Genomic DNA, 23,421 nt, shown 5'->3' on the forward strand with positions numbered 1-23,421 from the left:
TCCATGTCCAGCCCCAGTTCAGGCCCGGTCTTACAGCTGCTGGCAAGCGGTCTGCAGCGATGGATCCGCTCCCAGTGCGACTCCGTTGACGACTTGAATCTCTCGCTGCAGGGGTCCGCCTTCGCGTTACTGAAAGGACGTCTCAAGGGTGTGACGTTGCAGGCCAAACGTGTTCAGTTCCAGCAATTGCCCCTGGTCAGGGCTGACCTTCAATCGGGTGAGTTGAAGGCTTCGCTGCGGCCGGGTCAGCCCAATCAACCGGTGCAATTCGAGGAACCCTTCTTGATCTCTGGAGAAGTGGTGCTTTCGGGTGTGGAGCTCAACCAAGCCCTGGCCAGCGATCGCTGGCGCTGGTTGGGTGACCTGCTGTCCGAGCAACTCATGGGTCTAACTCCCCTGCGATCCCTCTCGATTGACAACGACATCCTCAAGCTCACGGCTGACGTGATCACAGGCAAAGACCCCGTGCGCCGCAGTTTCCGGCTGAACGCCGAACAGGGAACGATCCGGGTTGATCACTGTGATGCGGAAGGAAGCATGCTGATTCCGATGGATCCTGCGATTCAGATTGAAGAGGCCCGTCTGCAAGCAGGGCAGCTTCTGCTGAAAGGCAAGGCCAGCGTGCAGCCCTAGCTGAGCACCGGCAGCACCAGGGTGACGGCATAAAACACAACGGCAGGAGTGAACAGATAGCTGTCGATGCGATCCAGAATTCCGCCATGACCTGGCAAGGCATCGCCTGAATCCTTCAAGCCTGCATCCCGTTTCATCATCGATTCGGTGAGATCGCCCACGAGCGCAAACAGCGCGACCAACGCGCCCAGACATCCCCCCGTCCACCAGCCGAGAGGCCACATCAACAGGGCGCCGGTCAAGGCGCCGATCACGATGGCGGAAGCCAAACCGCCATAGGCACCCTCAATGGTTTTGGCGGGCGAAATCGGCGAGAGAGGCCGGGATCCAAAGCGACGGCCGATGGCATAAGACCCGATGTCGCTGGCCACCACCATCAGGCAGGCCGCAAAGGTGATCAGCAAACCAGCGCTGATCCAAGATCCATCCAGCGACTGGAGCACCGGCGCCGCATCCGGAGTCACGAGGTTGCGAAGACGCAGCCAGTGGCTGGGTAGGAAGCCGAGATAGAACAATCCAAAGATCGATGCCGCGATATCGGCGATCGATCCTGTGATCGGCTGGAGAATCAGCCACCCGCAAATCGCAGCCCCCGACAGGGGCAAAACAGCATCAGCGAGATGAGACGCCAATCCCCCGTTCACCGACCACTGGGTGCTGACGAGCAGAAGCTGGCAGGCCACGAGCGTTGTTTTCGTGGCTGGACGCATGCCCTTGAACTGGGCCATCCGAAAAAATTCCAACAGGGCGAGATGCACGATCACGCCGAGAGCGATGGTGAACCACCAACCGCCCAATCCAACAACCACAACTCCAAACACGCCGGCCAGCACACCACTGCTCAGACGCTTGCGATCAACGCCACCGCGCCTGAGCGCCGTCTCATTGGTTGTTCCGTCAGCAACCACCCGTTGGATCCCGCGGCCTGTCAGGCCAGAACTTTCACCATACCGGGCACCTGCTCAGGCCAGCGCGCGTGCTGCCGTTGCAGCCATTGCACCCGGGCCTGATCAATGCGCTCTCCAGGCACGAGCAAGGGAATCCCCGGGGGATAGGGACAGATCATCTCCGCAGCGATCCGATCCGCACACTGCGACAACGGACACGCAAGAGTGGGCCGATGGGAGACAGCCGCGGGAGACAACTCCACAACGTTCACTGCATCAAGAGGAGGTGCCGCGACGGGAGCGAGGGGCGGCCCACCCCTGTCCTCGAGAAACAGCTGCCAGAGGCGTTGAAGCCGCGTTGAAAGCCCGCGATGGCGGGCAAGCCCCAGACAAAAAGTCAGGCAAAAGGGCTCCGGTAGCTCGGCAATCAGCCCACGGTTCATAAACCAGGTGTCTGCCTCCAAACCGCTCACGCCAATGGAGGCTGTATTCAGAATGATCCGCAGGGGATCGTCGCTCTCATGCAGGGGCACACCCTGGCAACGCCAACAATCCTGCAACCTGCGGGCTGTCTCCAGTCTTTGCTGCAGAAGTCTGGTCCATCGGGAAGAAAGCATCCAATCCAGGGTTGCTTCACAGGACGCCAGCAGCAGCGCACTGGGACTGCTGCTCTGCAGTCGCTGGAGGGACAAACGCAACGCTGTTGCGGAGATGCGTGTCGTCCGCTGCCAGAGCACTGCGGTCTGAGCCAGTCCTGGCGCTGACTTATGCAGCGAGTGCACCACGAGATCGGCCCCGGTTGTGAGAGACGACGGTGGCAATCCCAAGCCGGGGGCAAAGGCGAGATGGGTGCCATGGGCTTCATCCACCAGCACCGGCAAACCATGGGCTTGCAGGCGATCCACGAGAGGGGCAATCTCTGCGGCGTACCCGTGATACGTGGGATGAACCAACACGGCAGCGGCCAGGCGACAGCCAAGATCGGGTAAGGCGTCGAGAGAGCGGCTCAACCCATCGGCGGTCATCGCGCCAGGGTGACCCCGGAGCGCATCAAACGGAACCGGCAGGAACACCGGCAACAATCCCCCCAGCTCACACGCGGCGATCAGGCTGCGGTGAACATTGCGCGGTAACAGAACAGCGTCGCCGGGAGCGGCCATGGCCAGCAGTGCTGCCTGCAACAGGCCCGTTGCTCCATTCACGCCGAACCAACAGCACTCCACACCCATCCGCGCCGCAAGCCTCGCCTGCGTGTCTGCAACCGCCCCATCCGCCTCCAGAGGGCCGCCGATGTCTGGCAGTTCAGGAAGATCCCAACGCCCTGGCTGCTGACGCAGCAGACCACTCAGAGCTGGTGGCAAGGCTTCACCCCGGCCATGCACCGGGAGATGCAGGGCGAATCGCTGGTTTGAAGCGCGCAGGAGTCGCAGCAGGGACATGGGCACTGAATCGACAAGACCGCAGCCACCCGCGCGAACTGCGGCTAGAAGCTGAATCGTGGCATTACCCCTGTTCAACCCATGGCGAACTACCGGTACACCAAGGCCATCGCCGGGAGCTGTGCCATCGGCATCGGCCTTGGTGTGGTGCGGTTTGACTTCGCAGTTTTGGGGCGTTTGATGATCGAGAGCGGCCTCTTCAGCGCTTCATCGATCGGAGAGCTCTCCTCCTTGAATCTGGCCGGATACATCCTCGGCTGCCTGCATCATTCCCAGTTGCGCATCCTGCGGGATCGGCGCGTCACCCTCTGGATCGCCCTTCTCACCATTCCGATCTCACTCTTTGCAGAGGGGCTGAGCAGCGCCCTGGCGATGCATGCCTTCTGGAGAATTCTGGCCGGTTGGGCATCCGGGCACCTCATGAGCGGAATCCCCCACCTGGCCACCCTTGGCTGTGCCGATAGGCAACGACGACGGGCGAGTGCCCTGGTGATGGCAGGCGCAGGAATCGGTGCCCTGATCGGGGCCTTGAGTGTGGGCAGCCTGCCCAAGGAAACCGTGGAACTCGGCTGGATGGTGCTGGGAACGGTGGCTGCGGTTCTGGCGATTCCGGTGGGCTGGCTGTTGCTGGTGGGGTTCCGAGACGAAGCCAGGCACGACCCCGAGGCACCGTTGGCCCGCGGGGAAGCGCCCAAGATCCCTGCCTCGTCCCTGCTCCCCCTGGCAGCGTTGACGCTGGGCTACCTGCTGCTCGGGGCTGGGCAGACACCAGTCGCGCTCTACGAACCCCTGCTGGTGAGTGAACGTCTCGGCGCGTCACCCATGCTGAGCAGCACATCGCTGGCCGTGTTTGGCGCTGGCTGCACAACGGGATCCTTGCTGGCCAGCACCTTTCCGCGGCGCTGGCCCACCGTGGTGTTGCTCCCCATCGTGGCCTGCCTTGGTCTGCTGGGGAACATCCTGTTCCTCACTGGAAGCAGCGCCACCATTCTCGGTGCAGCCACGTTCTGCGTGGGCGCCTGGATCTGGCTGACGGCCAGCCTCACCTTCGACCGTCTCAGTCAGTTGGTGGATCCCAGCGAACTGCGACCGACCTGGTCATTGATCACCATGATTCTGGGAATCGGTTTCGCGTTGTTTGCGTTCGCAACCTCACCTCTGGTGTCCCAACACATCGATGGGCTGATTCTGATCGGCGTTGTTGTTGTGGTGTTGCAGGTGATCGCTGAACTGATCCAGTGGCTCGGCGATCGCCGCCATCGGCACCCTGATGAAGCGAACTCTCTAAGATTTCCTGGAGGAAGTGAGATCTGAGCGTGGAGTCTGTGCGGTACAACCCTGGCCGAGATGCCCGTTGGCTGCTGCTGCGTCCGTGGATCGCCGTACCCCGCATTCTCCAGATTGTGTGGGCGTTGTCTGGATTGGTGCTCAGCCTGCTGATCCGAGGCAACAGCAGTGATTCCAAGGTTCAGAAAAACCTGGCGCGCATGCTTCTGCGCACACTCACAAATCTGGGTCCTTGCTTCATCAAGGTGGGACAGGCTTTGTCCACCCGTCCCGATCTGATCCGACGGGACTGGCTGGATGAACTCACGAAACTTCAGGACGATCTGCCTGCTTTCAGCCATGCCGTTGCCCTGAAGACGATTGAAGCCGAGCTGGGATCTCCGGCTGATGCACTGTTTGAAGAATTTCCGGACTGTCCTGTTGCCGCAGCCAGCCTGGGCCAGGTGTACAAAGCCAGGGTTCACGGTCAGCACTGGGTTGCCGTCAAGGTGCAGCGCCCCAATCTCACGTTCATCCTCCGGCGCGACATGGTGCTGATCCGGAGCCTGGGCGTGCTGGCAGCTCCGCTTTTGCCTCTCAACCTCGGCTTTGGCCTGGGTGAAATCATCGATGAATTCGGCCGCAGCCTGTTCGAGGAAATCGACTACTGCTGCGAAGCCGACAATGCGGACCGTTTCGCGGCCCTGTTTGCCGACAACCCCGCTGTCACGATCCCCACGGTGGAGCGTGCGCTGTCGAGCAGGCGAGTGCTAACCACCAGTTGGATTCATGGAACCAAGCTGCGCGACCGCCAGGAACTCAAATCCCAGCGGCTTGATCCGGCTGCTCTCATCCGCACCGGCGTGATCAGTGGCTTGCAACAGCTTCTTGAATTTGGATATTTCCACGCCGACCCCCACCCGGGCAATCTGTTCGCGCTGAGCGGCCGAAGCGGAGACCTCGGCCATGTGGCCTACGTCGATTTCGGAATGATGGATTCCATCAGCGATAGCGACCGGCTCACCCTGACAGGCGCTGTGGTGCACTTGATCAACAAGGATTTCGAGGCTGTCGCCCGCGACTTTCAGCAGCTGGGATTTCTGGCTCCCAATGCCGATCTGACCCCGATCATTCCGGCTTTGGAGGAGGTTTTAGGGGGAAGTTTGGGTGATTCTGTGGGGTCGTTCAATTTCAAAGCGATCACCGATCGCTTTTCGGAACTGATGTACGACTATCCCTTCAGAGTGCCCGCCCGTTTTGCTCTGATCATCCGGGCGGTGGTGAGCCAAGAGGGCTTGGCTCTGCGTCTCGACCCACAGTTCAAGATCATTGCTGTGGCTTACCCCTATGTGGCCAAGCGATTGCTGGCTGGTGACACCAAGGAGATGAGGGAGAAATTGATGGAGGTGATCTTCGACGGTGATGGCAGCTTGAGGCTTGAACGCCTGCAAAGCCTCCTGGACGTTGTAGGGAAGGAGCAGACACAAGTGGGGACGGAATTGCTCCCCGTCGCAGGGGCAGGCCTGAAGCTGCTGCTGGGGCGCGATGGAGGCGACCTGCGACGGCGGCTTCTGCTCACCCTGATCAAGGACGATCGACTGGACACAACCGATCTGAAAAATCTCACAGGTCTGATGCGCAGGACCTTCGGACCCGCTCGCATCGCCAAGGGCATGCTCCAGAGCCTCAATCCCCTCGCGGCCTGAGTCCGCCTCGGACCCTCCGGCACCAGGTTCCAGCGGTGATAATGCCAACTTGATTCAGTCGTACGGCCCCCATGTCGATCGCACCAGACTTCGCACCGATCGATCTTGACCAAGCCGAGCTCGACGTTCTGACCGGCGCCTTCGGTGATCTGAGCGCTGATGAGATTCTCCTGGAATTCGCCCCACTCCAGCAACCTCCCTACCTCGTTGCCGGCCTTGGCTTGGCCATCGGTGTGCTCTGCGGTCTGACTTTCGCCAAGCTGGTGCAAAATCGCCTGGACGGCTGGAAAAACGACAGGCTGGCGATGCTTCCCCTGGGAACAGCGGAGACCAGCATCAGTTTTGCCGGAACCTTGATCGGCATCAGCCTGTTCATCGGCGGGTCCCTTCAGGTGTTCGGCTTCGCATCCGGCGCTGCTTATCTGATTGCCTTCTCGCTCTCGGTTCTCACCGGCGGAGCGTTGTGGGTGCAGCTGGAGAGGCTGATGACCCAGGTGGAATCCGGCAATTTTAAAGCTGTTGATTTCGACAACTTCGACGAATTCTTCTGATTAGCAGCACTCAGTCAGGCAGCCACGGTGTAGTCCCTGAGCTCAAGGGGTGCCTGACGCAGTGATTCCAGCCCCTCCCTTTCCAATCGGCGGGTGCGGTCGCGGCTCATCTTGAGCGTTTTGGCAATGCCGGTGAGGCTCATCGGGTCCTCACCGTCCATCCCGTAACGCATCCGCAGCACACGCTCCTGCAATTCCGGCAGCTGGCCCAGCAGATCGCGCAGATCACCCTTCAGGCACTCCCCTTCCACCTGCTCACTGGGCAGCTCGCCATCACCGGCCAATAAATCCAGCAGCTCCGTGTCATCGCCATCGCCCACCTTCATCTCCAGGCTCACCGGCTGACGCGCACGGCACATCAGCTCCTTCACCTCATCTTCCGGCAGCTCCACAAATGCCGCCAGCTCCGTTACCGAAGGCGTCCGCCCCAGATCCTGGCTCAGTTCACGCTGCCCTTTCTTGAGCTTGTTCAGCATCTCGGTGATGTGGATCGGCAGCCGGATCGTCCGGCTCTTCTCCGCGATTGCCCGCGTGATTCCCTGGCGAATCCACCAGTACGCATAGGTGCTGAATTTGTAGCCCCGTGTGGGGTCGAACTTCTCCACACCACGCACCAGGCCGATCGTTCCCTCCTGGATCAGGTCCAGAAGCTCCATGTTCCGCTTGGTGTATTTCTTGGCCACGCTCACCACCAGGCGCAGATTCGCCGCCACCATCCGCTCTTTGGCGCGACGGCCCGCCTGCAGCTTGCGCTTGAGCTGCACCGCACTTAATCCAGTTGCTTTGGCCAGCTCCGCTGCTGGCACCGCCTCACCACCACGCTTCTCCTGCAGCTCCGCCTCTGTGGCCTCCAGATCCATCAGCTCCTGCACCTGACGACCCAGGGTGATCTCCTGCTGATGGCTCAGCAGCGGCACCCGGCCGATGTCACGCAAGTAGGACCGCACCAGGTCTGCGTCTGGGAGCAGGGCCACGGGCGCCATTAGTTACGAAACCAGAATGTTTCTTAACCTAGCACCAATCATTGGATTCCTAGAGCTAAAAAGCCGTTCGAAGTCCAGAATGGTGAAGAACGGACTGATTTCTTGTGGTTGCTTCTGCAATGAGCACGGTGAGCACGGCGAAGCTGCTCGTGGTGGAAGACGATGATTCGATCAGAGAAACCGTGGAAGAAGCCCTTCGCGCCGAAGGCTTCGAGGTGAAGTCTTGCGGCAATGGTGCCGACGCCATGGCTTTGCTTTCCGCTCCAAACACTAAGCAAGTTGACCTGCTGGTGCTCGACCTGATGCTTCCTGGTCTGGGCGGGCTCGATCTCTGCCGACAACTGCGCAAACTCAACAACCACACCCCTGTGCTGGTGATCAGTGCGCGAGACAGCGAAACCGACAGGGTGCTCGGCCTTGAAGTGGGCGCTGACGACTATCTGGTCAAGCCCTTTGGCCTGCGAGAACTGGTCGCGCGCTGCCGGGCCTTGCTGCGACGCTCCCAACAGATCGCATCCGTCCCCAGTGAGGATCGCCAAGTGGTCCAGACGGGCAATCTCTGCCTTTACGCCCAGGAGTGCCGCGTCACCCGCGATGGGGAAGACCTCACGCTTTCACCGAAGGAGTACAAAATCCTCGAACTGCTGATCCGCAATCCCAAGAGGGTCTGGAGCAGAGACCAGTTGCTGGAGCGAATCTGGGGAATCGATTTTGTTGGAGACACCAAAACAGTGGATGTCCACATCCGTTGGTTGAGAGAAAAGATTGAGGAGGAGCCTTCCTCGCCGCAACACATCCGCACCGTCAGGGGATTCGGCTACCGCTTCGGCTAACAATCGTGAGTGCAGGAACTGGCGTTGTTCTCGGACTCCTCATCGGCCTCGTTGGAGGTTGGTTTCTCGCTGGCAGGCAACACGGCTCCACCACGAGAAGGTCCAAAGCCAATCTGACGCCATCGGTGCTGTCAGGCCATGCGCTGGCCACCCCGCAACTGCTGGCTTGGATCGATGCGGCCACCCAAGGATGGTTGATCCTCACGCCTGATCTGACGATCGGCTACATCAATTCCAAGGCTGAGCGTCTCCTTCAGGTCTCGAACAACCTGCTCGTCCGCGGCCAGGCGCTTGATGAGGTGCTCGCAGTGCCTGAGCTGGAAGAGGCAATCGTGAGTGTTCGCCATCAACAGCGACCACAACGCTGCGAATGGGAGCAGCAGCGCATTCCGCTCGAAGCAATCGTGCTGCCCGGATCAGATGAATGGCTGTTGGTCCTGCTTCAGAACAGGCAGTCCCTCGAAGCCCAGCAGCAGCAGCAGGAGCGATGGGTCAGCGACGTCGCCCACGAACTCAAAACGCCGCTGACGGCGTTAATGCTGGTGAGTGATCGGCTCGAAGGCGCTGTCAGCGAAGACGATGGCGTCCTCGTGGAACGCCTGCAGAGAGAGCTGCGCCGTTTGCAGTTAATGGTGGAAGATCTTCTCGAGCTTTCTCGCCTGGAGAACATCCTCCCTCGCGACAAAGTTGATTATTCGGCCCTGAATCTGGAGCAGCTTGTTGAAGGAGCTTGGAACAGCATTCGCCCGCTTGCTGATCAACGGGATGTGTCTCTAACGATCAACACCAACGAGCCGGGTCTGCTTCTCGGCGATCAACGCCGACTGCATCGAGCTGTTCTCAATCTTCTCGACAACGCACTGCGTTATTCACCCAATCACGGCTGCGTTGAAGTCGAGATTCTTCCAAGCGGCGGATGGTGGTTGCTTTGTGTCAGAGATCACGGGCCCGGACTGAGCGAAAGCGATCTCAGCAATATGTTCCAGCGGTTTTATCGGGGCGATCCCTCCAGGGCCCGATCGAATCGCAGTGGCAGTGGTCTCGGTCTGGCCATCGTTCAACAGATCGCGGTGAACCATGGCGGCCGCATCCAAGCCAGAAATCATCCCAATGGAGGGACATCCATGGAACTTCTACTTCCGAGAGGACAGGCATGAGCGGAGCGCAACGGTGACGCGCCAACGACTGCAGAAACTGATCGCTTCTGCGGGAGTCTGCTCCCGTCGCAAGGCCGAGGATCTGTTGCGAGACCGTCGCGTACGTGTGAATGGCCAGCTGGCAACCCTCGGAGACCAGGCCGATCTGGATATCGACACCATTGAGGTGGACGGCCGCCCGCTGCAAACAGCCCCTCAAGCACGCGTTCTTCTCTTGAACAAACCACCGGGAGTGATCTGTAGCTGCAGAGACCCGCAGCGACGGCGGACCGTGCTCGAGCTCCTGCCACCGGATCTGAGAGAAGGCCTCCACCCCGTTGGCAGGCTGGATGCCGAGAGCCGAGGTGCCCTGCTGCTAAGCAACCAGGGAGAGCTCACATTGCAACTCACCCACCCTCGATACAACCACCGCAAGACCTACCGGGTCACGGTGGCTGGCTTGCCGAGTGAGAAGCAGCTCGATCAATGGAGACGTGGCGTGGTCCTCGACGGAACGGTCACGCGCCCAGCCGAGGTCAACCTTGTCAAAAAAAGCCCTCAGGCCAGTGTGCTGGAGGTCATCCTGCGCGAAGGCCGCAACCGTCAGATTCGCAGAGTCGCCCTCTCCCTGGGCCATCGCGTTCTCGATCTCCAGCGCATCGCCATCGGCAGGCTCACCCTCGGATCGATGCGAGAAGGCTGCTGGAGAGAACTTTCCAGGCAAGAATGGTCAGGTCTGATCAGCACCGAAGGAGAGCGGTCGTAACCGAAGCATGGCTCTGATCAAACGCTTGCTCCCATGGGGCCGCCGCCAGTCCAGTGGAGACAGGCTCGATCGTTCGCCTGCGACCGCTGAAGCAGACCCCGCAGAAGCCGCCGGGCAGCTGTTGCGAGAGCAGCGAGAGCAACGTGGCCTGAGCCTGCGAGACCTGTCCAGACAAGTGCGCATCACCACTCCCGTTTTGGAGGCCCTGGAGCGGAACTGGCCAGAGCGCCTGCCGGAGCCTGCCTATCTGGTGGCGATGTTGCATCGCCTGGAAGAGAATCTCGACCTTGAGCCAGGCAGTCTCAGGGGCGCCCTACCGGAGCAGGCCCTGCCATTTCAGGGCTCGCAACACCCTCGGCGCACGCGCTTCACGGTGGGCAGCATCGACATCTTCACCACCTGGCAGGGGAGTGTTCTCTACGGCTTGGCGATTGTTGGATCGCTGTTTGCCCTCAATCAGCAACAGCGGCAGCTGGCCATCAACAACGCGATCACCCTCACGCCCATTCCCCTGGATCTCACAAGCGAGTCCGATGCCTTAGTGCAAGGGCTTCGCCCTCTCCAAGAGTTGCGCAAAGCGAGTGCTGCGCAAGCGATTCCCGACCTGTCGACCCCCCAACCGCTGCCTGGGGTGCTCGAGATCCAACTCAATCAGCCAAGCAGCATTGAACTGAGCAGCAAGGGAGGAGACCGAACCAAACTGCAAGGCGCAACCGGTTCATTCACACTCCAGCTCTTGCCGCCTGTGCAGATCAAGATCCAGCCAGCTCCGCAGGCAGGATCCGTCCTTTGGGACGGTGCCGCTCTCACGTCTGTGAAAGACAAACCCGGCCTTTACCGCCTCGACCAGACCTCAGCACGCACTCCATAACCTTCCAGTGCCCCATTGAGGGCGCCATCCAGAGCCGGCAATCTCCACATCCAGTTTCCACCCACGGTGCCGGGTGTGTTGAAACGGGCCGCATCATCCAGATGCAACAGATCCTGCAGAGGGGCCACGACCAAAGCAGCCGATGTCGATAGACCCAGCTCAAGAAGCTGCCATCCAGGAGCCTCAACGCTGCGCTCAAGCGTTGCTGCGACCTGATCTCTTGACGACTGTTCCAACCGCTCCCACCAACCGAGGCTCGTTGGATTGTCATGGGTTCCTGTGTACACAACCCAACCACTGCCTTTGATGTTGGCTGGCAGATAGGGATTGTCTGCATTCCCATCAAAAGCGAACTGCAGCACCTTCATGCCAGGGAGATGGAAGCGATCGCGCAGTCGCTCCACATCAGGGGTGATGACCCCGAGATCCTCAGCCACAATCGGCAGATACCCACCGGCATCACGCTTCAGACAAGCCAGAAGTTCGCCGCCGGGAGAGCGTTGCCAGCGGCCGTTCATGGCCGTGTCATCAGAGCCGGGAACCGACCAATAGGCGGCCAAAGCACGGAAATGATCAAGGCGAAGCCTGTCAGCAAGATCCCATTGACGCCGCAGGCGATCACGCCACCAGCGGAATCCTGTGCGGCGATGGCGCCCCCAGGTGTAGACGGGTGTTCCCCAGAGCTGGCCGGTGGCGGAAAAGTAATCCGGTGGAACACCACTCTGCTGATGGAGGCGTCCATCTCCGGCAATCGAAAACAGCGAGCGGTTGCTCCAAACATCAGCGCTGTCGCGGGCGACATAGAAAGGAAGATCACCAAGGATCTCCACGCCTAAGTCGCTTGCCAGAGCGCGGAGCCGGCGCCACTGACGATCCAGATGCCATTGAAGAAGATCCTGCTCCAGCAGATCACTCCGGTGCGTGCAACGCCAGTGCTCCAGTGCCGTCTCGCGGTGGACCGCCAGCTCATGCGCCCAATCCCACCAGGGCAAACCCGCATGCTCACGACGCAGCACCATGAAGGCGGCGTGATCACGCAACCAACGTGACTGGCCGATGCACCATCGCTGGAAGGCCTCGTGGCGATCAGCAGGCTGCCCCGCCCAACGCAGACGCATCGATCTGCCCAATGCATCGGCCCGTTGAGCGGCCAAAGCGAAATCAAGCTGTTCGCCTCCCGCTGCGTCCGCCGGAGCTGCCAGAGGAAGAGCCTGCAGATCATCGGGGGTGATGAACCCCTCATCGCTCAGATCCTGGGCATCGAGCAACCAGGGATTAATGGCGAAACTCGACGGCGAGCTGTAAGGAGATCCCGTTCCATCCGGTGGAGCGAGGGGCAGCACTTGCCACACCCTGATGCCCTGGCGAGCGAGCGCATGCAGCCAGTCTCGAGCCGCAGCACCGAACGTGCCGCACACCGGCGATCCTGGAAGCGCTGTGGGGTGCAGGAGCACACCAACCCTGCGACGCGATGCAGTCCCTCTTGGATGGGGCATAGACGCAATGGATTAGCGGGCGGGCAGGCGGTAACGCTCAACGATGCGCCGCGCGAAAGCGGGCAGATGACGCTCCACCACCTCAGGATGATGCCGGCGGAGCCAGAGCGCATTGCGGGTGAAGTGGGAATCGATCGAGAAGCGGCCGTATTCCAATCCTTTCGGCCCAACCCGCTGCACGATCCAGCCCACAACCTCCGCGAGCCACATGGGCAGTCGCAGGGCTTTGTCGTAGGCATCGATGCCCTGCTGAACAGCCTGGCGACGATCGCCTCGGCTCATCACCGGTGCCTGATCGAGCTCCGCTTCCACCAGCTTCAGCAAGTCCTCCCCGCGTGAATTACGCACAACCAACCACTGACGTCCGAATTCAGCACCCATGTAGCCAACGACCAGATCAGCGCCGGCATTGACGTAGTCGAAACAACTCAGACAGCTCGGAGCGAAGACATCCTTGAGAGCCGGCGTGTCAAGACCGAAGAAGGGGACCGTTTCAACACGACCATCGCTGTGTCTGAAATGAATCCTGAAATCCTGCATGAACTCGTAGTGCACCACCGTGTCCGGTGTGGCACTGGCGCTCTCCAGAAAAGTCTGAAGGCCCTCCCGGGAGACATTGTCCACACAGGGGAGCCCCAGCACGTAAAGCGCTTCGAGCGGGAGGGTGTCCTGCACGGCACGCAGCGCCTGAACCTGGCAGCCCACACCGATCGCCAGCAAGCGTTTGATCCCGCTGCCCGGCAGTTGCTCGAGAACGGAAAGGTTGTTGGACAGGGTGGGTTTGTTGACCCTTGCAGCCAGCACCTCCTCCGGCGTGCGTGCCAGAACGGGCATCGGCGTGAAGCGATCGTCTGGGCTTTGCTGAACGCAGAGCACGGCATCAACGAGCCCCGTCTCCAGGGCGCGAACCCCCAGGCGACTGACAATTCCCGTCCACTGGGCTCCAGCGATCGGCGTCTGCAGCCGCGCGGTGAGCATCCGCTGCTGAACCCCGAAATACAGCTCATCCTCTTGATCGAGATCGCGGGCGCGGCCATGGGCCTTGCGTTCCATCCCATCGAAGTCCTGATGAAGGAAGGCACAGGCCTGGCGCACGTAGGCAACCCAGCGCGAATCACAGAGGCCGCAGTCACTGCAGAGATCCTTGGCCGGACGGATCCGGTCGCGGGGAATCGGTCGCGCCTGGTCGTGGGGAAGCGGTGAAGCGGGGGAAGACGTCACAGACGGCTCAAGCCTGGAGAGAAGTCAACGCTAATCAGTGAGAGTTGAGCAAGACTGGGTCGCCTGAAGCAAGCAGAGCGGGTCATGGGGGGGTCGGCACCAGCGGGAGACGCAGCACAGACCCGTGTGAAGCGTTGGCTGGGAACCAAACCAAGCCGCACTGTGCTGCGAATCGTCGCTGCAGTGATCGGTGCCGGGCTGATTGGAGGAGGGCTGGCGTTGATCTGGCCAAAGCCGGATCCAATTGCCGCAGCGCCACCCTCCCCGGATGACCCCGCAAGCCTGGCCCCCTTACCGCAGCGGTCGGTGATGGTGCTGCTGATTGGCGTTGATTCAGACGCGATCAACGATCCCTCAAACCGCGCAGCCCCCAAGGGCCCAGCCAACGCAGACAGCCTGATGCTGATCCAGATCACGGCTGGAGAAGCACTGCAAGTGCTTCAGATGCCCACAGAGCTTGCCGTGCAACTCCCAGGTCTTGAAGGGCTACACCCCCTGGCCAGGGCCTACCGAGAAGGCGGAGTGGCACTCACAGCCGACGTCGTGGCTGAGGTCGTGGGGCTCCCCTCCGGCGAACCCGATCGCTATGTGGTGATGCCCCGTCAGGCCTTGCGCGCGCTTGTGGACAGTCTTGGCGAAGTGGAGGTGAGCCTCAATCAGTCGTACAACCGCCAAGACAAAGCGCAGAACTACAGCGTGAATCTGCAGGCCGGGCGCCAGACGCTCAATGGTCGTCAAGCGGAACAGCTGGCAAGACACCGCCCCAGTCCCAACGACGATGGTGCTCGCAGAGTGCGGCAACAAGCCCTCCTGCACGGTCTTCACGACCAGCTCAGGCAGCCCAATGCCATCGCCCTGCTCCCGGATGTGATCGGCGAGGTGTCAGCGCAGGTTTCAACCGATCTCACCCCGTCCGAAATGCTCAGCCTCACGGCAGCAGCGCTGAGCAGCACCGAGCCCCCCGTGATCAATCAGCTCAAGCTGGCTCCAAGAGCCGGCCAGCAGCAACTGCGGGAACTCAAGCCCGATCAGGCCCTTCCTCTTTGGCCACCTGCGCCCAACGCGACCGCAGGCAACTGATTAAGCCAGAGAGATCCTCATCAGGTCCCTGGAGACATCCACACCAAGGGAGGCCGTCGGCCCTGCGAGCCGAGCGACTCCAGGTTCCGCCCAATTGCACCAAGCCGAGAAGCTCAACCTGAAGCGCTCGCGACAGGGCCACCGCCCCAGGAACGACGCCGGCAAAGCGGCCGTCTTTCCGAGGTTCCGCCAACAGGAGAACGGGGACACGCCAGCAAGCCAGGGCCTCAAGCCAGCTGCCCTCCCCACATTCATCCACGGCCACATCTCCACTCACGCGCAGGAGCGTGGGCTGCGATGACCCACCAGCGGATGGGCTGGTGATTTGTTGCAAACAGGCGTGGGGTGAGGCCCCCGAGCCCCGTTCGATCAAGGTGGCGCCAAACGCGTCCGCCAGGCTGCGGCAGGCGGGAGCCATGGCCCCTTCGCCCAGCCGTCCGGCTCCGATCACCACAAGGAGGTTGTTCGCCATGGCGGCACCCTAGAAGCCATCGATGGGTGGAAGGGTGTGGTTGGGGTGTCCCATGCACCACTACCATCGGGATACCAAGTTTCTCGTTCGCGGGCATCGTGACCGGATTCCTGACTGCAGCCCGCGCCGAACAGGAGAAGATCCAGCACGACACGCGGCGACTCCGCTTGTTCAGCGGCACGTCCAATCCGGGCTTGGCTCGGGAAATTGCGGCGTATTTGGGCGTGCCTGACGGTCCGAGGGTCTGCAAACGCTTTGCCGACGGTGAGCTCTATGTGCAGATCCAGGAGTCCATTCGCGGCTGCGACGTCTTTCTGATCCAGCCCACCTGCGCTCCGGTGAACGATCACCTGATGGAGCTGCTGATCATGGTGGATGCCTGCCGTCGAGCTTCAGCGAGGCAGATCACTGCCGTTGTGCCTTACTACGGATACGCACGGGCCGATCGTAAGACCGCAGGCCGGGAGTCGATCACAGCCAAGCTCACCGCCAACCTGCTGGTCAAGTCTGGGGTGGACAGAGTTCTCGCCATGGATCTTCACTCGGCGCAGATCCAGGGTTACTTCGACATTCCCTGCGATCACATTTACGGCTCCCCAGTGCTCGTGGATTACCTCTCCGCCCAGGAGCTCGGCGAAGTTGTGGTTGTGTCGCCCGATGTGGGTGGTGTGGCACGGGCCAGAGCCTTTGCCAAACAGATGAACGATGCTCCGCTGGCCATCATTGATAAACGCCGCACGGGTCACAACATGGCCGAGAGCCTCACCGTGATCGGGGATGTCAACCAGCGCACCGCAATCCTCATCGACGACATGATCGATACCGGCGGCACCATTTGTGCCGGGGCCAGGCTGTTGCGCCAACAGGGAGCCAGCCGGGTGATCGCCTGTGCGACCCACGCTGTGTTCTCGCCACCGGCATCTGAACGCTTGTCCACGGATGGCCTGTTCGAGCAGGTTGTGGTGACCAACAGCATTCCGATCCCCTCGGATCGCATGTTCCCCCAACTCCAGGTGCTGTCGGTCGCCAACATGCTCGGAGAAGCGATCTGGCGCATTCATGAGGAGAGTTCAGTCAGCTCGATGTTCCGCTGAACTCGCGTGGTGATGCTTTCAGCGCAACTGTTGCGTCGCAGCGGCGCTGCTGCCATTGCTGCGATGGCCATGGTCATGCCCCCCTCAAGTGCTCTGGCCGGGCTTCCCTCCGTTCAGCCCAAACGCACCCTGGGTGTCTGGCTCACCAACAGCCCGAGCCCTCTGTACTACGACCGAACCACGCTGTTGAAGGCGATGGACGAACTTCAGCAGGCAGGGTTCACAGCGTTGTATCCGAATGTGTGGAGCCGAGGCACCACCTTCCATCGCAGTCGGTATGCACCGGTGGAGCCGGCTCTGCGCAAGGCGGGATTGAATCTTGACCCGATCTGCACCATCAGCAAGGAAGGCCGCAAGCGCGGCATGAAGGTGATCCCGTGGTTTGAATATGGCCTGATGGAGCCTGCGAGTGCCGCGGTGGTCACGCAACACCCTGAGTGGGTGTTGTCACGCCGGAACGGCGATCCCGTGATGACGATGCACGGAAAAGAGATGGTTTGGCTCAACCCCGCCCACCCTGAAGTGCGCGAGCGTTTTATCGGTCTGGTGGTGGAGGTGATGAAGCGCTGCAAGATGGACGGACTGCAGCTCGATGATCATTTCGCCTGGCCTGTGGAACTGGGCTATGACCCCTACACCGCGGCGCTCTATCAACAGGACACCGGCGTTCAACCGCCGAAGGACCACACCAATCGCTACTGGATGACCTGGCGACGGCGTCAGCTGACAGGACTGCTCCGCGAATTGCGCCAGCGCTTGGATGACGAATCGCTTCCGCAGAAAATCAGCCTTTCACCAGGCCCCTTTCGCTTCGCTTACAACCATTGGCTTCAGGACTGGGAGCTCTGGGCTGTCGGGGAATTGATCGATGATCTCGTCGTTCAGAATTACGCCTATTCCCTGAAAGGGTTTGCCAAAGACCTCAATCAGCCGGCACTGCGCAAAGCGCGGCAATGGGGATTGCCGGTGCAGATTGGCATCCTCGCGGGATTTGGAAAACGCACCACACCCATGGCTGTGCTGGCTGAGAAAAAACGGCTCAGCAACGAACAGGGCTACGGCGTGATCTATTTCTACTGGGAAGGCTTATGGGGGGCCTACAGCGGCAAGGAAGGGTCTGCGTATCGCTTTGATGCCTTCAAAAGCCTCGGCGTTCAGGATTGAGCGCCGAGGCGTTGGCCCTCTCAGGCCTGCATCAATGTGACCACTTCACGGGTGTTGGTTGAGAGATCAGCCTCCGCCAGCACAGCCAAGGCCTGTTGCACAGCAGCTTTGCGCTGTGGTCCGTAGGTCTGCCAACGGCTGAAGACCTTGGCCATCCTTGACGCGGTGATCGGATTTCTGCCGTCCACCGCGATGATCTGGCGGGCCATGAACAGATAGCCGCTGCCATCCAGCGCATGAAACACGCTGGGATTGCCCACAAGCCCGCCCAGCACGGCCCGCACGGAATTGGGCGCCATCGGATCGAATCGGGGGTGCTGCAGAAGAGCCTCGACACGCGCGAGGGCATCCGGTCGGGGGGTGGATGCTTCCAGGGCAAACCAGGTGTCGAAAATCACCGGGCGGTCCTGCCAGCGGTCATGGAACACCTGAAGTGCTTGCAGCCTCTGAGCGCAATCAATCGGCTGGAGGGCTCGCAGAGCCGCACGGGCGAGGGTCATCGATGGACCACTCACGGCCGCCAAGGCGGCATCGCGCACCTCTTCGTCGCCCGCCGCTGCCAGCCAACTCCAGATCAGGGCCGTGAGCTGACGCTCCCCCTGCCCCGCAGGCCAGGGCGCTTGCAGCGATCCGGCACTGGATGCCAGGCGCTGCCGCAGCGCATCGGCGAGTTGGGATCCAAACAGCTCCCGCAGCGCACAGGCGGCCTCGAACAGGGCCGGTGGATCGGCCTCATCCTGCAGAGCCTCCAACTCCGCCAATCCAGGAAAGGCCAACAGGGTGGCGAGAACGGCGGGGTCCTGCTCCCCAGCAGGAGACAACAACTGGCTCACGGCATCCAGCATCCGCGTTTCCAGAGAGGAAGCGTCAGCACCCGATGCCCGGGCGAGCAAAAGACGCTTCCAAAGCTGTTGCCCAGCATCCCAGCGGGCAAACGCATCGGTGTCCTCAGCGAACAGGGCAAAGAGGTCATCGTCGCCTTGATCAGCCGTCCAGGTCACCGGAGCTGAGAAGTTCCGAAACAGCGACAGCACTGGCGGTTGGGGCGTGCTGGCCAATCCCTCCAGAACGACGCTCTGCTGGGCTTGATCGAGAACCAGCAAACGCTCATCGCCAGCGCGGCCTTCTGCGTTCAGAACGCTCCAAAGAACGGGAATCACAACCGGCAGCTTGTCGGGCTGGCCAGGAGTGGGTGCTGTGGACTGGCGAAACGTGAGCGTTAACCGCCCCTCCGTTGGCTCCCACTGCCGTTCCACCGACACGTGGGGAGTACCAGCCTGGTGATACCAACGCTTGAACTGCTCCGGCTGGAAATTGAGCGAAGATCCATCCTCCGTGGCGCCCTCAAGAATCGCCGCGACGAAATCCTCCGTTGTGGCCGCTTCTCCGTCATGCCGCTGGAAATACAGACGCATCCCCCGCATGAAGCGCGCATCCCCAAGGAGGGTTTGCAGCATGCGGATCAGCTCAGCGCCTTTCTCATAGATCGTCGTTGTGTAGAAATTATCAATGGCCTGGTAGGCATCAGGTTTCACCGGGTGAGCTGTCGGCCCGGCATCCTCACGAAACTGGGTGTTGCGCAGCATCGCAGCATCCTCAATGCGCTTGAGCGCAGCGCAGTGCAGATCAGCGGTAAAGCACTGGTCGCGAAACACCGTGAGACCTTCTTTAAGCGACAGTTGGAACCAGTCGCGGCAGGTGATCCGATTGCCAGACCAGTTATGGAAATATTCATGGGCGACCACGCTTTCGATGCGTTCCAGTTCGCCGTCCGTGGCGGTTTCGGCATCGGCGAGAACCAGTTTTGAATTGAAAATATTCAGACTCTTGTTTTCCATGGCGCCCATGTTGAAGTGGCGCACCGCAACCGTATTGAACTCGTCGAGGTCGTACTCGAGCCCGTAAATCTGTTCATCCCAGGCCATCGAGCGCTTGAGGGACTCCATGGCATGAGCGGTGTAGGACTCATCCCCCGCCTCCACATGCAGCCGCAGGGTCACCCGACGCCCCGATGTGGTGGTGAAATGATCCCTGATTTCCTTGAGGTCTCCAGCCACCAACGCGAAGAGATAGGACGGCTTCGGAAACGGGTCTTCCCAGACCACAGCATGGCGAGTTGGGGACTCTGGTACGGGTCCTGCCGCGACGGCATTGCCGTTGGAGAGAAGCACCGGATAACGCTCACGATCCGCCTCGATGCGCACGCGGAAGCAACTGAGCACATCCGGACGATCGGGATGAAAGGTGATGCGCCGGAATCCCTCGGCCTCGCATTGCGTGGTGAGCATGCCCCCACTGGCGTACAGCCCCTCCAGCGAACCGTTCGCTGCCGGATCGAGCTTGCACACCGTGGTCACGGTGAAGGGTTGATGGGGTGTTGCGTGAATCTGGAGTGCATCGCCGCTCAGGCTGTAAGCATCAGCAGCAAGGGGCTGGCCATCCACAGCAAGGGAGATCAACGCCAGATCCACACCCTGAAGTCTGAGCGGTTCAGAAGAGTCCTGAACCGGTTCGAGGTGGAGATCAGCCGTCACCAGAACAGCATCGTCGTGAATCACGACATCCAGCTCGGTCTTGGGAATCCTGAAGGGAAACGGCCGGTAATCCTCAAGACGAACACTTTGCTGGGGGGAGGGGCTGGTGACCATGAACGTCTCACGCTCCTCAAATCCTGACGCCCCCAACACGGAGCTGACGAGGGTGAAAACCTCACCCCCGCATCCGTTTCTGACGCCTCGGTTGGCTACTAGCCGCCGGCCTGCTGCTTCTTGATCGCTTCCTCCACCTTGGTCTTCACATCGGCAGGCACCTTGTCGGGGCAGAACTGGAGCGCGCCAGTGATGATCTGGAACTCAGCACCTGCAAACAGCTGCTCATTGGTGAGCTTCTTGTTGCCGGTGGACGCCACCAGACCACCGTGACGGCCGTTGAGAAGTTGCACATAGGTCGCTGCAGCGATGCCGACCGCCTTTGGGAACTCAACGCCGGCAGTTCTGGCATTGCAGACATAGGAGGAGCCCATACCGCGGTACAGGAAGATATCGCTATCGGACGCGGGCTTGGTCTGGGGCTTGGCAGCACCCTGGGCCAAGACGGCAGGACCGGCCAAGAGGAGAGACAACGTGGCCAGTGGAGCGGCCATCACGGAACGGAATTGACGGAGTGAAGCCAAGAATCCTGACCAATTAACGCAGCCATGCTGCACCATTCAGCAGGATTCGCACCACACGGTGAGGCACTGAAGCTGAACCGTCCCTGATGACTTATCCAGGAATGGGGGCAGAGGCATCTTCCACCCGCGTTTCGTGATGATGTTCCACGATTTCCAGATCTCCCTTCTGCCAGCTGTAGATCGCTCTTGAGCGGAAACGATCCTGATCAATCAGGCGTGTGTATTCCTGCACATCCCAGTCGAGGTAATGGGACTCAAACACAACCTCATGTTCGTCAACCTGACGGATGCGCGTTTTGGATTCCACCTCTTCGAGATAGGCGCGGCTGCGTTGCAGCTGGTGACCCAGCAAGGTGGCCTCCATGACCCCTTCCCGCTGATAACGAGGTTTTTTATCAAAAAAGTCGGTGTCGTGCTCAGGCCACCAACTCATGCGATAACGCGGCTTACCGACGCGGGATTCCGCGAAGATTTCCACACGGATCATCATGTCGAGGAACATCACTTCCTCGTTCTTGAAAACGTATTGACGGCGCGAGCGCCAAAGTCCCAGGTTGCGAGCAAACCAACGACGCAGATTGCCGTCGAGGGGGACCCGCGGAGAGGCGGGGGGATCCCCGTCTGGCGGCTGGGCGCCGCGACGTTCGACAGGCAGAAGGGGCATGCTGTGTCCTGGGTGACAACAGTCTGTACAAAAAAGTCTTAGCGGGTCTGCCGCTTTTTGCAAAAACCCATAAGGTGAGGCTCAACTTTGGGAGCCTCGCCTGGTGGTCGGGATGGATCCCACGCCACGACAGCAACTCAGCCTTCTTCTTGTTGCCAGTCGTCACCACCTATCCAGCGGTGATCTGCGTTCCCTGATCCAGTTTCTGGAGAAAGAGGACTGCGGCTTCGACGTAACGCTTCAGGTCGCCGATCCCCTTCAGCAGCCTGAGTTGTTGGAACTCCATCGCTTGGTAGTGACACCAGCGTTGGTGAAGCTTCAGCCTGTTCCGAAGCAGGTGTTTGCCGGCAGCAGCATCTTTCAGCAGCTGCGGGGATGGTTGCCGCGGTGGCAACAAGACGAAGTCGTGAGTGGGCTGGGGCTCAGCCTTAAACCCACAGAACTGGATGGCAGCCGTACGCAGCGCGAGCTCCAACTCGAGGATCAACTGCTGGTTTTACGTCAGGAAAACGAAACACTGATCGACCGTCTGCAGTCGCAGGAACGCTTGCTGCGCATGGTGGCTCATGAGCTGCGCACGCCACTCACAGCCGCCACCCTCGCCCTGCAAAGTCAACAACGAGGTCAGATCGATCTCAATCGCTTCCGAGATGTTCTGAAGCGGCGCCTGGAAGAGATCGCATTGCTGTCGAAGGATCTGCTGGAGGTGGGAAGCACGCGCTGGGAAGCCCTGTTCAATCCCCAACGCCTTGATCTGGCCAGTGTGGCGGCAGAGGCAATCCTCGAGCTCGAAAAGCTTTGGTTCGGCAGAGATGTGACCATTCACACTGATATACCTGCCGACCTTCCCCTGGCTTACGCCGATCAACGGCGCATGCGTCAGGTGCTTCTCAACCTCCTGGAGAACGCCCTGAAATACACCCAGGACGGCGGAACCATTGCCGTGAGCATGCTTCACCGCACCAATCAGTGGATTCAGGTCAGCGTCAGCGACAGCGGCCCAGGTATTCCCGAACAAGAGCAGCAACGCATCTTTCTCGACAGGGTTCGACTGCCGCAAACGTCGGGGGGAACATCGGGATTCGGCGTCGGCCTATCGGTCTGTCGGCGCATCGTGGAGGTGCATGGCGGACGCATCTGGGTGATCTCTGAACCGGGCAAGGGAGCCTGTTTCACCTTCACTGTTCCGGTCTGGCAAGGACAGGGCCAGGAGAAGATGTCCACCGCCTTGACGGAGGGTCAGTCGGCCCCGTAATTTCATTTGGTGATCGGGAGCACACCCACGATCACGGCCTCGCCCCCATCGTCTAGAGGCCTAGGACACCTCCCTTTCACGGAGGCGACAGGGGTTCGAATCCCCTTGGGGGTATGAAGATCAATTATTCATCTGAATGAATGATTCGTGGTGACTTGATGGCGATCAATTCACTCATGGATGCGTCACACCAAACCACGTCGCAAGGCTTCCTTTTCAACAGCGAGCAAGTTTTCGCTGAGGTCATGGCGCAAACGCTGTTCAATCAAGGCCACTGGCATTCCCAGACAGCCCTGAACTGTGAGGTCATACAGAAGAAGGGTGGCGTCAGGAACAGCCTGAAGTCTCCAGCATCCTTCGAAACGACGGAAATCCCCTTTCAGCATGCGGAACTGGAGGAGACCTTCCGGACGGTGTTCGCTCAGTTCCAGCTGCACTGACGCGGAAAACCTCAGTCCAAGCAACTGCTGACTGCCGATCTGGGAGAGCCTCACCACATGGCCCTGCCTGCCCAGAAGCGTGCTGCGTGAAAGGTTCGGAATGAAATCACTCAGCGCCTCGTAATCGGTCAAGACCGACCAAAGGTCAGGGACCGGCACTGAAGTCCGCAACTGCACAGCCAAGCGACGCACGCCCTGGGGAAGGCGCTCCATGGTCTGCTCGATCGGCTGGTGCTGGCCCTGAGAGGCACGCTGGAGAGTCTTCAAGGAGACTTCGATGCTCAACCTGAGA

Annotated in this window: 22 protein-coding genes and 1 tRNA gene; 13 read left to right on the forward strand and 10 right to left on the reverse strand. The window is 60.5% G+C overall.

Annotation, left to right across the window (positions count from 1 at the left end; all coding sequences use genetic code 11):
- Window positions 1-3 precede the first annotated feature (3 nt).
- Entirely contained in the window at window positions 4-633 is a 630-nt protein-coding gene (locus SynBMKMC1_RS08435) for a DUF2993 domain-containing protein (protein ID WP_011933441.1), read from the forward strand.
- Here the strand turns inward: SynBMKMC1_RS08435 and SynBMKMC1_RS08440 are convergent.
- On the reverse strand, window positions 630-1,541 hold the full coding sequence (locus tag SynBMKMC1_RS08440) for a phosphatidate cytidylyltransferase (RefSeq protein WP_186471407.1): 912 nt from the start codon (window positions 1,539-1,541) through the stop codon (window positions 630-632). The two genes, SynBMKMC1_RS08435 and SynBMKMC1_RS08440, sit on opposite strands and share 4 nt — an antisense overlap.
- Window positions 1,542-1,561: 20 nt before the next feature.
- Window positions 1,562-2,959 (reverse strand): aminotransferase class I/II-fold pyridoxal phosphate-dependent enzyme, encoded by a 1,398-nt coding sequence (locus tag SynBMKMC1_RS08445; protein ID WP_186471408.1) that lies wholly within the window; start codon window positions 2,957-2,959, stop codon window positions 1,562-1,564.
- A gap of 81 nt (window positions 2,960-3,040) precedes the next feature.
- Here SynBMKMC1_RS08445 and SynBMKMC1_RS08450 point away from each other — a divergent pair, with 81 nt between their 5' ends.
- The 3 genes from SynBMKMC1_RS08450 (at window position 3,041) to SynBMKMC1_RS08460 (ending at window position 6,482) form a co-directional block, all read left to right on the forward strand.
- Complete coding sequence (locus tag SynBMKMC1_RS08450) at window positions 3,041-4,273, forward strand: YbfB/YjiJ family MFS transporter (RefSeq protein WP_186471409.1); 1,233 nt, start codon at window positions 3,041-3,043, stop codon at window positions 4,271-4,273.
- Between the two features lie 11 nt (window positions 4,274-4,284).
- A complete protein-coding gene (locus SynBMKMC1_RS08455) occupies window positions 4,285-5,931 on the forward strand; it encodes an AarF/ABC1/UbiB kinase family protein (RefSeq protein WP_186473392.1) in 1,647 nt (548 codons plus the stop codon).
- A gap of 71 nt (window positions 5,932-6,002) precedes the next feature.
- Window positions 6,003-6,482, forward strand: coding sequence for a hypothetical protein (locus SynBMKMC1_RS08460; RefSeq protein WP_011933446.1), 480 nt, complete (start codon window positions 6,003-6,005; stop codon window positions 6,480-6,482).
- Between the two features lie 14 nt (window positions 6,483-6,496).
- Here the strand turns inward: SynBMKMC1_RS08460 and SynBMKMC1_RS08465 are convergent, their stop codons facing one another.
- Window positions 6,497-7,465 carry an RpoD/SigA family RNA polymerase sigma factor gene (locus SynBMKMC1_RS08465; RefSeq protein WP_186471410.1) on the reverse strand — a complete coding sequence of 323 codons (969 nt, stop codon included), beginning with the start codon at window positions 7,463-7,465 and terminating at the stop codon, window positions 6,497-6,499.
- Window positions 7,466-7,584: 119 nt separating this feature from the next.
- Between SynBMKMC1_RS08465 and SynBMKMC1_RS08470 the strand changes: the two genes are divergently transcribed.
- From SynBMKMC1_RS08470 to SynBMKMC1_RS08485, 4 genes are read left to right on the forward strand one after another with little or no spacing between them, the layout of a single operon-like run.
- The gene (locus SynBMKMC1_RS08470) at window positions 7,585-8,298 is read left to right on the forward strand and encodes a response regulator transcription factor (protein WP_186471411.1); all 714 of its coding nucleotides are present in this window, start codon (window positions 7,585-7,587) and stop codon (window positions 8,296-8,298) included.
- A 5-nt stretch (window positions 8,299-8,303) separates the two neighbouring features.
- On the forward strand, window positions 8,304-9,455 hold the full coding sequence (locus SynBMKMC1_RS08475; protein WP_186471412.1) for a cell wall metabolism sensor histidine kinase WalK: 1,152 nt from the start codon (window positions 8,304-8,306) through the stop codon (window positions 9,453-9,455).
- Between the two features lie 13 nt (window positions 9,456-9,468).
- Window positions 9,469-10,200 (forward strand): pseudouridine synthase, encoded by a 732-nt coding sequence (locus tag SynBMKMC1_RS08480; protein ID WP_186471413.1) that lies wholly within the window; start codon window positions 9,469-9,471, stop codon window positions 10,198-10,200.
- A 7-nt stretch (window positions 10,201-10,207) separates the two neighbouring features.
- Entirely contained in the window at window positions 10,208-11,071 is an 864-nt protein-coding gene (locus SynBMKMC1_RS08485) for a RodZ family helix-turn-helix domain-containing protein (protein ID WP_186471414.1), read from the forward strand.
- Here the strand turns inward: SynBMKMC1_RS08485 and malQ are convergent.
- Window positions 11,035-12,567 carry a 4-alpha-glucanotransferase gene (malQ, locus tag SynBMKMC1_RS08490; RefSeq protein WP_186471415.1) on the reverse strand — a complete coding sequence of 511 codons (1,533 nt, stop codon included), beginning with the start codon at window positions 12,565-12,567 and terminating at the stop codon, window positions 11,035-11,037. The genes SynBMKMC1_RS08485 and malQ overlap by 37 nt on opposite strands.
- 12 nt (window positions 12,568-12,579) lie before the next feature.
- Window positions 12,580-13,788, reverse strand: a complete 1,209-nt coding sequence (locus tag SynBMKMC1_RS08495) for a Coenzyme F420 hydrogenase/dehydrogenase, beta subunit C-terminal domain (protein WP_011933453.1) — start codon at window positions 13,786-13,788, stop codon at window positions 12,580-12,582.
- A gap of 84 nt (window positions 13,789-13,872) precedes the next feature.
- Here SynBMKMC1_RS08495 and SynBMKMC1_RS08500 point away from each other — a divergent pair, with 84 nt between their 5' ends.
- Entirely contained in the window at window positions 13,873-14,868 is a 996-nt protein-coding gene (locus SynBMKMC1_RS08500) for an LCP family protein (protein ID WP_186471416.1), read from the forward strand.
- On the opposite strand, the gene SynBMKMC1_RS08505 is transcribed toward SynBMKMC1_RS08500, so the two are convergent.
- Window positions 14,807-15,340 (reverse strand): hypothetical protein, encoded by a 534-nt coding sequence (locus SynBMKMC1_RS08505; RefSeq protein WP_186471417.1) that lies wholly within the window; start codon window positions 15,338-15,340, stop codon window positions 14,807-14,809. The two genes, SynBMKMC1_RS08500 and SynBMKMC1_RS08505, sit on opposite strands and share 62 nt — an antisense overlap.
- A 98-nt stretch (window positions 15,341-15,438) precedes the next feature.
- Here SynBMKMC1_RS08505 and SynBMKMC1_RS08510 point away from each other — a divergent pair, with 98 nt between their 5' ends.
- Window positions 15,439-16,434 carry a ribose-phosphate pyrophosphokinase gene (locus tag SynBMKMC1_RS08510; protein WP_011933456.1) on the forward strand — a complete coding sequence of 332 codons (996 nt, stop codon included), beginning with the start codon at window positions 15,439-15,441 and terminating at the stop codon, window positions 16,432-16,434.
- A 63-nt stretch (window positions 16,435-16,497) separates the two neighbouring features.
- Window positions 16,498-17,598, forward strand: coding sequence for a glycoside hydrolase family 10 protein (locus SynBMKMC1_RS08515; protein ID WP_186473393.1), 1,101 nt, complete (start codon window positions 16,498-16,500; stop codon window positions 17,596-17,598).
- A 20-nt stretch (window positions 17,599-17,618) separates the two neighbouring features.
- Here SynBMKMC1_RS08515 and pepN read toward each other — a convergent pair whose 3' ends face one another.
- The 3 genes from pepN to SynBMKMC1_RS08530 all read right to left on the reverse strand — a co-directional run bounded on the left by pepN (window position 17,619) and on the right by SynBMKMC1_RS08530 (window position 21,434).
- Window positions 17,619-20,246 (reverse strand): aminopeptidase N, encoded by a 2,628-nt coding sequence (gene pepN / locus SynBMKMC1_RS08520; protein ID WP_186471418.1) that lies wholly within the window; start codon window positions 20,244-20,246, stop codon window positions 17,619-17,621.
- A 98-nt stretch (window positions 20,247-20,344) separates the two neighbouring features.
- Window positions 20,345-20,806 carry a cAMP phosphodiesterase gene (locus SynBMKMC1_RS08525; protein WP_186471419.1) on the reverse strand — a complete coding sequence of 154 codons (462 nt, stop codon included), beginning with the start codon at window positions 20,804-20,806 and terminating at the stop codon, window positions 20,345-20,347.
- Between the two features lie 55 nt (window positions 20,807-20,861).
- A complete protein-coding gene (locus SynBMKMC1_RS08530) occupies window positions 20,862-21,434 on the reverse strand; it encodes a hypothetical protein (protein ID WP_011933460.1) in 573 nt (190 codons plus the stop codon).
- Window positions 21,435-21,546: 112 nt separating this feature from the next.
- Here SynBMKMC1_RS08530 and SynBMKMC1_RS08535 point away from each other — a divergent pair, with 112 nt between their 5' ends.
- Window positions 21,547-22,689, forward strand: a complete 1,143-nt coding sequence (locus SynBMKMC1_RS08535; RefSeq protein WP_186471420.1) for a histidine kinase — start codon at window positions 21,547-21,549, stop codon at window positions 22,687-22,689.
- 41 nt (window positions 22,690-22,730) lie between these two features.
- A tRNA-Glu gene (locus SynBMKMC1_RS08540) sits at window positions 22,731-22,803 on the forward strand.
- A 71-nt stretch (window positions 22,804-22,874) separates the two neighbouring features.
- On the opposite strand, the gene SynBMKMC1_RS08545 is transcribed toward SynBMKMC1_RS08540, so the two are convergent.
- Window positions 22,875-23,342 (reverse strand): SRPBCC family protein, encoded by a 468-nt coding sequence (locus tag SynBMKMC1_RS08545; RefSeq protein ID WP_255486389.1) that lies wholly within the window; start codon window positions 23,340-23,342, stop codon window positions 22,875-22,877.
- Between the last annotated feature and the right edge of the window lie 79 nt (window positions 23,343-23,421).

It is taken from the genome of Synechococcus sp. BMK-MC-1 (assembly GCF_014279955.1).
In the GTDB taxonomy this organism is placed as follows: Bacteria; Cyanobacteriota; Cyanobacteriia; order PCC-6307; family Cyanobiaceae; genus Synechococcus_C.

What these genes read in the sequence shown, in the direction of transcription:
- pepN (WP_186471418.1), bottom strand. Translation starts at nt 20,246, where the DNA reads ATGGTCACCAGCCCCTCCCCCCAGCAAAGTGTTCGTCTTGAGGATTAC.
- SynBMKMC1_RS08515 (WP_186473393.1), top strand. Translation starts at nt 16,498, where the DNA reads ATGGCCATGGTCATGCCCCCCTCAAGTGCTCTGGCCGGGCTTCCCTCC.
- SynBMKMC1_RS08500 (WP_186471416.1), top strand. Translation starts at nt 13,873, where the DNA reads ATGGGGGGGTCGGCACCAGCGGGAGACGCAGCACAGACCCGTGTGAAG.
- SynBMKMC1_RS08460 (WP_011933446.1), top strand. Translation starts at nt 6,003, where the DNA reads ATGTCGATCGCACCAGACTTCGCACCGATCGATCTTGACCAAGCCGAG.
- SynBMKMC1_RS08450 (WP_186471409.1), top strand. Translation starts at nt 3,041, where the DNA reads ATGGCGAACTACCGGTACACCAAGGCCATCGCCGGGAGCTGTGCCATC.
- SynBMKMC1_RS08445 (WP_186471408.1), bottom strand. Translation starts at nt 2,959, where the DNA reads ATGTCCCTGCTGCGACTCCTGCGCGCTTCAAACCAGCGATTCGCCCTG.
- SynBMKMC1_RS08535 (WP_186471420.1), top strand. Translation starts at nt 21,547, where the DNA reads ATGGATCCCACGCCACGACAGCAACTCAGCCTTCTTCTTGTTGCCAGT.
- SynBMKMC1_RS08435 (WP_011933441.1), top strand. Translation starts at nt 4, where the DNA reads ATGTCCAGCCCCAGTTCAGGCCCGGTCTTACAGCTGCTGGCAAGCGGT.
- malQ (WP_186471415.1), bottom strand. Translation starts at nt 12,567, where the DNA reads ATGCCCCATCCAAGAGGGACTGCATCGCGTCGCAGGGTTGGTGTGCTC.
- SynBMKMC1_RS08465 (WP_186471410.1), bottom strand. Translation starts at nt 7,465, where the DNA reads ATGGCGCCCGTGGCCCTGCTCCCAGACGCAGACCTGGTGCGGTCCTAC.
- SynBMKMC1_RS08485 (WP_186471414.1), top strand. Translation starts at nt 10,208, where the DNA reads ATGGCTCTGATCAAACGCTTGCTCCCATGGGGCCGCCGCCAGTCCAGT.
- SynBMKMC1_RS08530 (WP_011933460.1), bottom strand. Translation starts at nt 21,434, where the DNA reads ATGCCCCTTCTGCCTGTCGAACGTCGCGGCGCCCAGCCGCCAGACGGG.
- SynBMKMC1_RS08525 (WP_186471419.1), bottom strand. Translation starts at nt 20,806, where the DNA reads ATGGTGCAGCATGGCTGCGTTAATTGGTCAGGATTCTTGGCTTCACTC.
- SynBMKMC1_RS08505 (WP_186471417.1), bottom strand. Translation starts at nt 15,340, where the DNA reads ATGGCGAACAACCTCCTTGTGGTGATCGGAGCCGGACGGCTGGGCGAA.
- SynBMKMC1_RS08545 (WP_255486389.1), bottom strand. Translation starts at nt 23,342, where the DNA reads ATGGAGCGCCTTCCCCAGGGCGTGCGTCGCTTGGCTGTGCAGTTGCGG.
- SynBMKMC1_RS08470 (WP_186471411.1), top strand. Translation starts at nt 7,585, where the DNA reads ATGAGCACGGTGAGCACGGCGAAGCTGCTCGTGGTGGAAGACGATGAT.